The organism is Microcystis sp. 49638_E5 (assembly GCF_021300285.1).
Taxonomy (GTDB): Bacteria; Cyanobacteriota; Cyanobacteriia; order Cyanobacteriales; family Microcystaceae; genus Microcystis; species Microcystis aeruginosa_C.
The window spans coordinates 17,476-27,506 of sequence record NZ_JAJTDH010000072.1 but is presented as its reverse complement, the minus strand read 5'-3'; the positions used below and the strand labels follow the sequence as shown (position 1 = coordinate 27,506).

General features: G+C 48.8%; 5 protein-coding genes. 2 read left to right on the top strand and 3 right to left on the bottom strand.

Annotated features, from left to right (window positions below; genetic code table 11):
- Window positions 1–22: 22 nt before the first annotated feature.
- The gene (locus LW728_RS17625) at window positions 23–163 is read right to left on the bottom strand and encodes a hypothetical protein (RefSeq protein WP_287688712.1); all 141 of its coding nucleotides are present in this window, start codon (window positions 161–163) and stop codon (window positions 23–25) included.
- Window positions 164–190: 27 nt separating this feature from the next.
- On the opposite strand from LW728_RS17625, the gene LW728_RS17620 reads away from it, so the two are divergent.
- Window positions 191–1,222 carry an alpha-amylase family glycosyl hydrolase gene (locus tag LW728_RS17620; protein ID WP_287767434.1) on the top strand — a complete coding sequence of 344 codons (1,032 nt, stop codon included), beginning with the start codon at window positions 191–193 and terminating at the stop codon, window positions 1,220–1,222.
- Window positions 1,223–1,323: 101 nt separating this feature from the next.
- A complete protein-coding gene (locus LW728_RS17615) occupies window positions 1,324–4,551 on the top strand; it encodes a M4 family metallopeptidase (RefSeq protein WP_287767432.1) in 3,228 nt (1,075 codons plus the stop codon).
- A gap of 279 nt (window positions 4,552–4,830) precedes the next feature.
- Here the strand turns inward: LW728_RS17615 and LW728_RS17610 are convergent, their stop codons facing one another.
- Both LW728_RS17610 and LW728_RS17605 read right to left on the bottom strand, forming a co-directional pair.
- On the bottom strand, window positions 4,831–7,311 hold the full coding sequence (locus LW728_RS17610) for a CPBP family glutamic-type intramembrane protease (protein WP_287669039.1): 2,481 nt from the start codon (window positions 7,309–7,311) through the stop codon (window positions 4,831–4,833).
- A gap of 224 nt (window positions 7,312–7,535) precedes the next feature.
- The gene (locus tag LW728_RS17605; RefSeq protein WP_287767430.1) at window positions 7,536–9,890 is read right to left on the bottom strand and encodes a GH116 family glycosyl hydrolase; all 2,355 of its coding nucleotides are present in this window, start codon (window positions 9,888–9,890) and stop codon (window positions 7,536–7,538) included.
- Between the last annotated feature and the right edge of the window lie 141 nt (window positions 9,891–10,031).

Genomic DNA, 10,031 nt, shown 5'->3' with positions numbered 1-10,031 from the left:
AAGAATAGGCTTTTTCCATACCTCACATTTTAGCATATATTTCGTAAACGATGCTCATATTTAACAGCAAAGCCGCCGTAAAACGGCGGGGTTTCAGACCCAAATTTTCGATGACCCCGAATTCCGGGAAGGAGATTTCTTTGACCTCAAGGACATCGATCACGGCTACGGTTCGGCCGATGATTACCAGGTGTCTGCTGCCCTGCGCCATTTGTGTGAAGCCTATAAATACTGGATCGCCTACGCCGATATCGATGGCTTCCGCATTGATACCGTCAAGCACATGGACAGGGGCGCGACTCGGTACTTTGTCTCGGTGATTCGCGAGTTTGCCCAAAGCATTGGCAAGGAAAATTTTTTCCTGCTGGGCGAGATTACTGGCGGACGCAAACGAGCCTACGAAACTCTGGAATTAACCGGACTCAGTGCCGCTTTAGGGATCGATGATATTCCCGATAAGCTGGAATATCTGGTCAAGGGATATCGTAATCCCAACGACTATTTCAGCCTGTTCCGTAACTCGGAGTTGGTCAATAAAGGTTCTCATATCTGGTTCCGCAATAAGGTAGTGACTTCCTTTGACGATCACGACCAAGTACGCAAAGGCAATCAGAAAGCTCGTTTCTGTGCCGATGCCCATGCCTCGAAAGTCGTGCTGAATGTTTTAGCCTTAAATGCTTTAACCCTGGGCATTCCCTGCATCTACTACGGCAGCGAACAGTGCTTTGATGGGCGGGGAGGGAGCGATCGCTACATCCGGGAGTCCATGTTCGGCGGTGAATTTGGAGCGTTCCGAACCAGGGGGCTGCATTTCTTTAATGAAGACAATCCGGTGTACCGAGAACTCGCCAAAGTGCTGGAAATACGGCGAAAAAACATCGTCCTGCGTCGTGGTCGCCAATACCTGCGCCCGATTTCGGCCGCCGATGATGGAGTCTGCTTCAGCTTGCCGGAGATGGTGAATGGACAAATTCGATCGGTCGTGCCTTGGTCGCGGATTTTCAACGGCAAGGAGATGCTACTGGCGATTAACACCGATTATGACCAGCCCAAAACGGCTTGGGTGACGATCGATAATGACCTGCACCAAGGAGGTGATGTTTTGCAGTGCATTTATTCAAAGGACGCGGCGCAGATTGGTCAGTCGGTGACAGTGGAAGCGCGGAATGGGAAGGCGGTATTGATTACGGTTCCTGCCGCAGGACTTGTGATTTTTGGGTGAGGTGAGGACATCATCTGAAACGACAAAGAGCATTTTGATAAGTACGAGTTATCAACTACCTTCAAAGACAATTCATCTTCAAGCAAAGGGGTTTAAAGATCATGAGAAATATCACACAAAGTCAGCCATCATTGCTGGGGCAATTGCGGGAGATTGATCCAAATCTCAACATTCAATGGGACGAGGTGAGAGGGGTAGCATCCTCCATCCGTGGGAACTTAACCACTGCTCCTGCTGTTGCACCCAGTAATCTTCGGGCTGTTGCTGAACCTAATAGCCTAGCTTTCCTGGAAACCTATGGTGAACTATTGGGGCCACCAGATATCAGCAGGTCGCTCAGACTGCTACGCAGCCGCACCGATGATTTGGGATGGGTTCATCTGGCGTTTCAGCAATACTATTATCCCAACGGCGAACAGCCTGCCTTAAGGGAATTGATCCAAGATAACGCCATAGAGGTTTATGGCTCAAAACTGGCAGCCCATTTTAAGTCAGACGGCACATTAATTGAAGTGCAATCGAGTTGCTGGCGAGATATCCAGGTAGATAGAGAATTAGCCATTAATCCTCAACAGTTGCAGACATTACTTCTACAGCGTATTGAACCAGTGCAAGGCTTTTCAGAACTTCGCAGTCGGGTTGAGCCGCAAGAAGGAAGTTTCCCGTTAACTGACCCACCTCGGCTAGTGGTTTACCCCTGGCAAAATGCCTTCCGCCTAGCTTGGCTGTCCTATGGGTATGGAGCCTACAACAGGGATAGCAGGGGGGAACCTACAGAATTTCCTAATATTACCTATGGACAGTTGGTTATTGATGCAACTACAGGCGAGGAAATCCTGTTTGCACCAACCATTCATACGGCGGAAACTGCTGACACTGGCTCTGGTCTTGCAGTAACACCTCTCGGCGGTCCCACCACTCGGACATTAAATATCGTCCGGTTAGACACAACCTCCACCTATCGTCTCAAAGATACGACCCATAGCCGAGACATCGTGACTTACGATGCTGCTTGTAGCACTTCTTATAATTCCAACTCAGAGATTGGAACTGCTCTGGTTAACGGTACTCTTCCGGTTTCAGAAGACACGGAGGGCGACAAGAATTGGAATCGGCTGCCTTCAGCGACTGTTAGCCGCACTAATGGTCAGCAACCAGAAGTCGATGCCCATTATTTCGCTCAGCAGCAGTATGAGTGGTACAATGCGCTGGCTGACAGAGATGGGTGGGATGACGGGCAGTATCCTAACCCTCCAGTGCCTCCTCTAACCATAAATGTCCTTGCTCACTGTTATCCACCAGATGAGTGGGCGCCTGATGACTGCACCACAGTTAATGCTTACCATTGGCGCAGAAAGGCAGCAGGGGTGTGGACATATTGGCTTGCCTTTATGGATAGTGACGGCACCACTTACGACTACTTTGTTGGTTCACATTTCTTCTTTGCACATGAGTATCAACACGCCATCACAAATTGTTCTTTTATCGACGGCGCAAATGACCCAGGACTAACTTACTCGGATTGGTTAGGAGCAGTTCATGAAGGCTTATCGGATGTATTTGCAGGACTCTCTACTGAACAATGGTTATCGGCAAGAGATATTTCCCTAGCTACGCCACAGCAAATTATCCGTAATATTGCCTATCCACGGGATGCAGCAGCTTACGCTTCTAACAAACTAGATAATTTTGATGATCGCAACACCACAACCGACTTCTACGCACGAGGTACTATCCTCGCCCACTGTGCCTTTCTTATGGGTCAAGGTGGGGTTCATCAACGGGCCTCACGCACTCCGGTTCTGATCCCGGTGTATAGTATGGGGCGGCAAACGGTTGGCGGCAAAGATTTTCTAAAAGCTGCGCGGATTTGGTATCGCGCCCTTACTAACTATTTCAGCAATATCGGAGCTGCTACGGGACTTCCAGCGAACGATGAGAACACTTTCCGAACATTGCGAAGTGGTTGCGTGAGTGCCGCAGAAGATCTTTATGGCGTAGATTCTCTCGAACACAAAACAACCATACTGGCGTTTTATGCTGTGGGTCTCCATCCTGTGGGTACTACTTACGGTGCAGACGTAACCTTCCTGCGCTGGGGTGCTAGCTGGTGGATGTCGCGTCCTTATATCGGTATCTCTAGTCCAGATTGGTCATCGGTGGATCTCTTCATCAACAATGGCGGAGCTTCGGAGTGGAATGCTCTCATCAATATCACTGACTCAATGAGCAATCCCACCCAGTATGAAAACACCGTCTATTGCCGCGTCAGAAACGTAGGTGATCAGGCTGCCCAGAATGTACAGGTGAACTTCTATTATGCAAAGGTTGGTACACCCAGCGGTTGGCTAGAGGTGACAGACAAGGATGGCAACATTCAAGTTCTCAATATTGGTACGCTTGTAGCAGGTGAGTCCAATTTCCCGGATAGCGCCCAGAACAGTCCCCCTGCCAGTGCCAGTGTGAAATGGTACATTCCACCTCTAGCAGCGGGTGAAACAGTTGACCATTTCTGCTTGAAGGCCGTTGTCACTTCTGATAACGATGTCAACACTTACAACAATGAGGTGCAGTCCAATATTGCCTATGCTCCCTATACACCAGGAACACCTTTCCGGTTGCCCTTCATCGTCACGAATCCTTTAGATGAGGAAATTGCCCTCGAACTGAAGGTGCAGGGGCCTCTGCCCCGGCGGTGGAAAGCGCGAATTCTAGAAGACACCAAAGGAATAGGGCTGAAACCCAGTGAAGAGCGACTTTTGACCCTGACAATCGATCTGCCCCCCGGTGAAGACCAGCAGCTTGAACCTCCCTTTGATGGGGAAGTCCGAGGGAAGGTATTTGGTTCCCTTTCCGGTCCTTTTGCAGGAACCCTGACTGACATCACCTGGGATGGGCAACGCTTAAAAGGTCGGTTAGTGGGCAACCTGGATGAAATTGGTTCGTTCATCGGTAGCTTTGAAGGGACTTTAGACGTGAAGACTTGGCAAATCAAAGGTCGAGTCACCGGAAACTTTCAATGCGCTGGCACGGGAAACACCAGTCAACCTTGTCTGGGTCTAGAAGCCTGCCTCAGACCTTTGCGGAGAATCGATATCAGCCAGTTGGTTAACGGACAGCCAATCAATGGAACGACAGTTCAGGTGCAAGTTCCGATTCCTGACAATCCTTATGCTTGGAAACTTCCTCCTACTAATACCTATGTGGTTCCAGAAGCAGCAGGTTGTAAGAATCGTTCACTGCTATTTTTGGCAGTTGCGATCGCTATACTTCTGTTTCTTTTGATGTGGCTATATGTCACTCAACAACCAGTTGAATTGATTCCTTGAAGTGAGTCTCTCAAACGTTTCACAAATTCGGAGGAAAAATAGGCGTTGCTGATTTGAGATATGAATCTGGAAAAAGTAGCTGAATTTCCCCCTGATCACTCCCATATCTGGTACTTTTGGATTTCAAAAAAGGCTAAAAGTCTTATCCAGCAAGGTTTTTAGATTTATTCAGCAGACCCTAAGTAGCTGGTTATAATTACGGCAATTCAAAAATGAAACGCATCGGCCTCAAGAGTTGACAGAAAAAGGCTCATCAGGTATTGTCCGATCAATACAACATTAAAAACTGCCTCGCTTCGATCGCCTTGTCAGTCGGGATAGACCGTTCAAAAACAGCAACCAAACCACCACCACCAACCAATGCAGCACCGAGATCGTCCAGAGAGAACCGGTCAGCCAATAGACAACGGTGCAAGTTAATCCCAATAAAGCCGCTAAAATCAAGAAAATAGGCTGAAAAAAAGTCGGATTGCCCTTTTTGTAAAAAATAATTGCATTGAGGGGATGATAGACAGTAAAAAGAGTGATGCTGACCAAAGCAGAGAGGATCAGGTTAGCTGTGGAAGTTGCCGTTTCGGGATGGGGAATTAACAGTACCCGAAAGACGAATTCCTCCCAGAATGCCGGGAAGAAAAAACAGAAGACGAGCATCTTCAGTATCTCTAACGGTCTCCCTTCGGGGGAGCGCCAACGTAAAAAACCCGACCGAAAACCGATAGTTAGGGCGATCGCACCGTATAATCCCAATCCGATCGCCATCACCCCCCAATCCCGACCGGTAAGGGGCAGCACGATCGCTGCCAAGGTGCGACGGAGCATCGGTGCGATCATCGGCATTTCCCCGAATAACTTGGTCGGTGCGAGGGGTAAAATCTCCGGCATCGCTCCCCCGACCTGATTAGTACGGAGGAACCAGAGAGTAGCTCCTGACCGCAGGAAAATCTCGCTAATCACGTCGTTGCTGCCTCGCGGTAACATCGATCGCCAGCTTAGTAGAGCGTTGGCCAGTGTATTTTCCCGAATAAAGCCTTTGCCCCGACTATCGGTGATACCGGCGAGAATTTGGGCGTTTTGCCGCCAATCGGGCCGGATCACCCCCCGGGGAGCTAATACCCGTTCCAAACGATCGCTCAATTGTCCCAAACGTTGAAAACGCAAGGTTTCTGGGTCGTCGGCATGGGTTGTCAACCAAGCGGCGATCTGCGGATCGGTTTCAAACTGGTGGCGTAGGGTAGCGATCGTGATATAAAGGGCCTGATTCGAGTCCTGCACGCAGGAAGTCGCAGGAGTAACGCTAGAAACCCCGGTCCCGTCCCCGATCCGGTAGCGAGCCATCATGATCTCTAACTGCTTGTGGAATTCTGTCAGGGGGGACAGAGAAACCCCGCCGAAGTTATAATCCTCCAATAGGTCTAATTTCACGATCGCATCGGATAGGGGTCGGGAATTAAGCCATCCCCGCTCTAAACTACCCGTATAGTTCGCCCAACTCTGATATCCAGATAAAATCCCCTGGGGATTGTGAGCGTACACCTGATCATAATCGAGCTGCCACTGTAACTCTCCCGTCAGGGCATCCCGAATCACTTCGTAGAGAAAATAGGAAAAATGACCCGTTACCGTTCCTAATTGAATAATTTCACCTTTTTTACCGCCGATTCCCCCGAAGAGATGAATTCCTATGCCTTTATCGCCCTCTTTCCATGATTTTTTTTCACCCTCCGGCAGGACTGTTACCCGACTGGCGGTTCCTTTGCGGGATGGGGTATCGTTCCAAGTGCTGCGGGCGATGTAATCTTGGCCCGATTGCACCCCGGTCAGGGTTGCCGTCGGTTGCAGTTGAAACAGCGATCGAGGTTTGATTGCTTGAACGGTAAAGAGGTTATCCCGTCCCCGCGCACCGTAGATATACCAGCCCTCCTTTCCTTCCCTCGCCGCTGCTAACTGTCGGGGGGTCGAGATAAAACGTCCTCCGGAAACTAAGGGTTGTTGGGGAATGCGGATCACTTCCGAGCTGCCGTCGAATTGTCCACTGTCGCGGTTATAGTGTTGCACTCGGAAAAGTTCGCTGCCACAGGGGGGTGAACCGGGGCAAACCTTGGGGATGTCGCTGGGGGTTCGGGGGGGAGCTTCGCCGATAATTTTCACCAATGCCACAAAGCGCCCGGTAACGATCAAGGGCATTCGCTCCACTTGTAATGACGTTTCCCCGATTTCTGCATCGGGAAAGCTGACCACCACATCATCGAGCGGTCGCGATCCAGCCAGCGCTTGCAGTGGTCCGACCCCTGAACGACCATTCAAGCGAGTCGGTAGGATATTTCCCTGTTTTTCACTCTCGATCGCCTCTGGAGTGAAGCGAATATCCTTAGTAACCAGTCCTAAATATCGAGCCAGTGCCGGGGATTGCCGCCAACCTAAACGAACTTTTTGACCGACTAAATCTGGCTGCGGTGCTTGGTAAACCTGCAACCAAGTCCAATCTTCCCCCGGTGTCGCCGAATATTCCTCCGGTTTTGGCAAAATCAGGCGACCGATCCAGGGGGCGATCGGTTGATACCATCGCGGATCGAGGGATTGCTCTAGGGGAAAATAACCTGGTTGATTGACCGCTAACCGACTCATGATCCAGTAGTCAGCCTTGGCTTCTTCCACAGGCCGCGGACTGAACAGAAAAACCGCTAGAGCGATCGCTGCTAGGGAGAGAAGTATCCAGACAATCCGGGAAATCGTTCTTTTCATGGCATAGCTGACGCTCATAGATCGAGTCAGGTTTCTCCAGCCTACAGCGTTTAGACTAAGTAGCTGGTTATAATTAAATTAAAAATGCCCTTGATAAGGGGGGTGCCGATCCCCCCTTAATCCCCCCTTGATAAGGGGGGTGCCGATCCCCCCTTAATCCCCCCTTGATAAGGGGGGTGCCGATCCCCCCTTAATCCCCCCTTGATAAGGGGGGTATCTGATAATTTTTAACGCCTACCTACTTATCCCTGAAATTCCGTCAAAATCCCATAGATAGCCCAGATAGCCATGGCGCGTAAATAATGACAGGCGCGAAAAGTTCCCACCGATGTTATTGCTTCCGGGGTGCGAAATTGTAAGCCATTTTCATAGACTTGTTTCACCACCGCTTCTGTAATTTGCCATCCTTGCTTTTCCATTCCCATTTGTAGTAAAAAAGCCACCAACCCAAAATTAATTCCTACCCAAACTTCCAAGGGATGAGTTGCCTGGGGATTTTCGGGAGTACCATCGGGTTTTAACCCATTTGCCGCCCCAAATTTTCCCCCATGAAACTTGAGAAAACAAGCCTGATAAATCTTACCTAAAGCTGATTGCGTGTATTGATTTTCTACCACATCCGGTAAAGCCAATAAACGGGCATAAAATTGACCGCATAATTGGTCAGTCATCACCACATCGGAACCACTGCCACTATCTAAATTATAATATTCTCCATTCCAGAGAGTCTGATGATAAATAGCGCGAGATTGCTGTAACCAACTGGCAAAAATTGCCGTATCTTCTCCAATGATTTCGCCAATTTTAATCGTTGCTTCTAGGGCCGCTATCCACAAACCACCACAATAGGCACTAATTCCTTGTAAACGCCAATCATCAAAGGTTTGGTCTGGTGCGCCGGAATTTTCGGGAATCCCATCGTTATCAAGGTCAAAAGTTTTTAAATATTGCAAAGTCAGGACAATTGACGGCCAACATTCCCGCAGAAAATCCTCATCTTTAGCCCCCGTTAATAAATAATCCCGATAGACTAATAAAACAAAATCACTGCCTAAATCTTTCCAGAGATTACAATCTTGATAACTGGTGTAATTGCTCTTTTGCCAAGGGTGTTCATTGGGTGCGCCTAAATCGTGGGGAGTGGCATTTTTAGCCTTACGAATGGCACTAGCTTGGTTATATCCAATAATCCGAGGAGTGTCGTCACTGCTGGGAATTGCCCTCGCAAAAGCTTCCATGACGGCCTTTTCTAAGCGCGGCCATAACATCAATAACCCAAAGGAACCATAGAGACGCACATCCAGACTTTCATACCAACGATAATCAATACATTCTAACACTCCGAATTGACCGATCGCATCCTGTTCCGTGGCGGCCGTCCAGAGAGTACCGCCGTCCGTTAACAGGTATAATTCATTAAATAAAGCCATTTTAAACCAATCGGCCAGATCGCTGCGTTCTAGGATCGGTTTTTGCCAGTTAATAATATTTTCTCGCCATGTATCGCCGTGTTTTAAAGCCGTGCGTACCATCGCCCAAGCATTTTGACCATTGCGACCGAAAAAGTCCGTATAACGACGATAATAGTTAATTCCTTGGGCAAATTCGGTTACGGGTAAATCCCAAGCTAAAATAAAAGGAATTTTGCGAGTTTTCCCCGGACGAATGGTAAAACGAATCGCCATGGCCGTGGCCGTTTGTTCCCCTTTTTCGGCGGTGGTTTCGTCCTCAATATCCGGTAAAGAGCCATTCATGGCGAAATAGTCCCAAACTTCGCCCCCATCGCCAGCAGGGTTCCATTTACCCCGATAGAATACCTCTAGACTTGGATTAGTGATAGTGGCAATCGCCATCTGTCCATCCCCTTCCCCGGGGTTTTCGTAATCCCGACGCATTAGACAGCCAACGCGGAAATTATCGACAATCCATTGATTATAATTACCCTCACTTTCCCCCCATTTTGATTGATATTCATAGACGGGACTGCCATCATCTCTCACCTTAACCACTGGGGATTTAATCGCGTTAGTAAACCAACCGATTGTATTTTGCCAAGTCAGCATAATACTAATAGTAATCGGTTTATCGGTGGGATTATGAGCCGTCCATTCAAATAGGGCTATAGGATAACTACTTTCTTGATAATTATGCGCCCAAACTGGTGAGAATTGTTCACAAATTAATTGAGTCTGAAAAACATCTTTGTACTCGTACCAACTGCGGGGATAAAGGGCAGAATATGTTCCCTTTTCGGCTGGATACCACGACCAGCGCGATAATGTTCCATCCGTCGGGCTTTCCGTCGCCATAGCGTAGGCTTGGGTGCTTCCGTCTTCTGTTTGTTCAAAAATGCTAAATTGACAGGCGGCAAGGCTATTAAAACTGTGTTCACCGCCGTCCAGATGCCAGAGGTTAAAGTCACCTTTGGGGGAACGTCCGATGCAACCGGCCCCAAATCCCCCCAGAGGCATCCCATGCCAAGGACCATCATCTAAATTGCTGGCGTAACGGACGCTGTAGGGTTTTTCCCAACCTTTGCCTAGAGGACGTTTCCAAGCAGCGGCGGGAATTTCTGGAAGGGAGACGAGATTAAGCATAGATTTAAGTGGGAATTATGAATTATGAATTATGAATTAGGAATTGGGGATAAGGGAGAGGGGATAAGGGAGAGGGGATAAGGGATAAGGGAGATGGGAGAGGGGATAAGGGAGAGGGGAAAGGGGAAAAGAGAGAATAAA

Bases quoted from the DNA above. Each gene is read 5' to 3' on its own strand.
- LW728_RS17605 (WP_287767430.1), bottom strand. From the start codon at position 9,890: ATGCTTAATCTCGTCTCCCTTCCAGAAATTCCCGCCGCTGCTTGGAAA.
- LW728_RS17610 (WP_287669039.1), bottom strand. From the start codon at position 7,311: ATGAGCGTCAGCTATGCCATGAAAAGAACGATTTCCCGGATTGTCTGG.
- LW728_RS17615 (WP_287767432.1), top strand. From the start codon at position 1,324: ATGAGAAATATCACACAAAGTCAGCCATCATTGCTGGGGCAATTGCGG.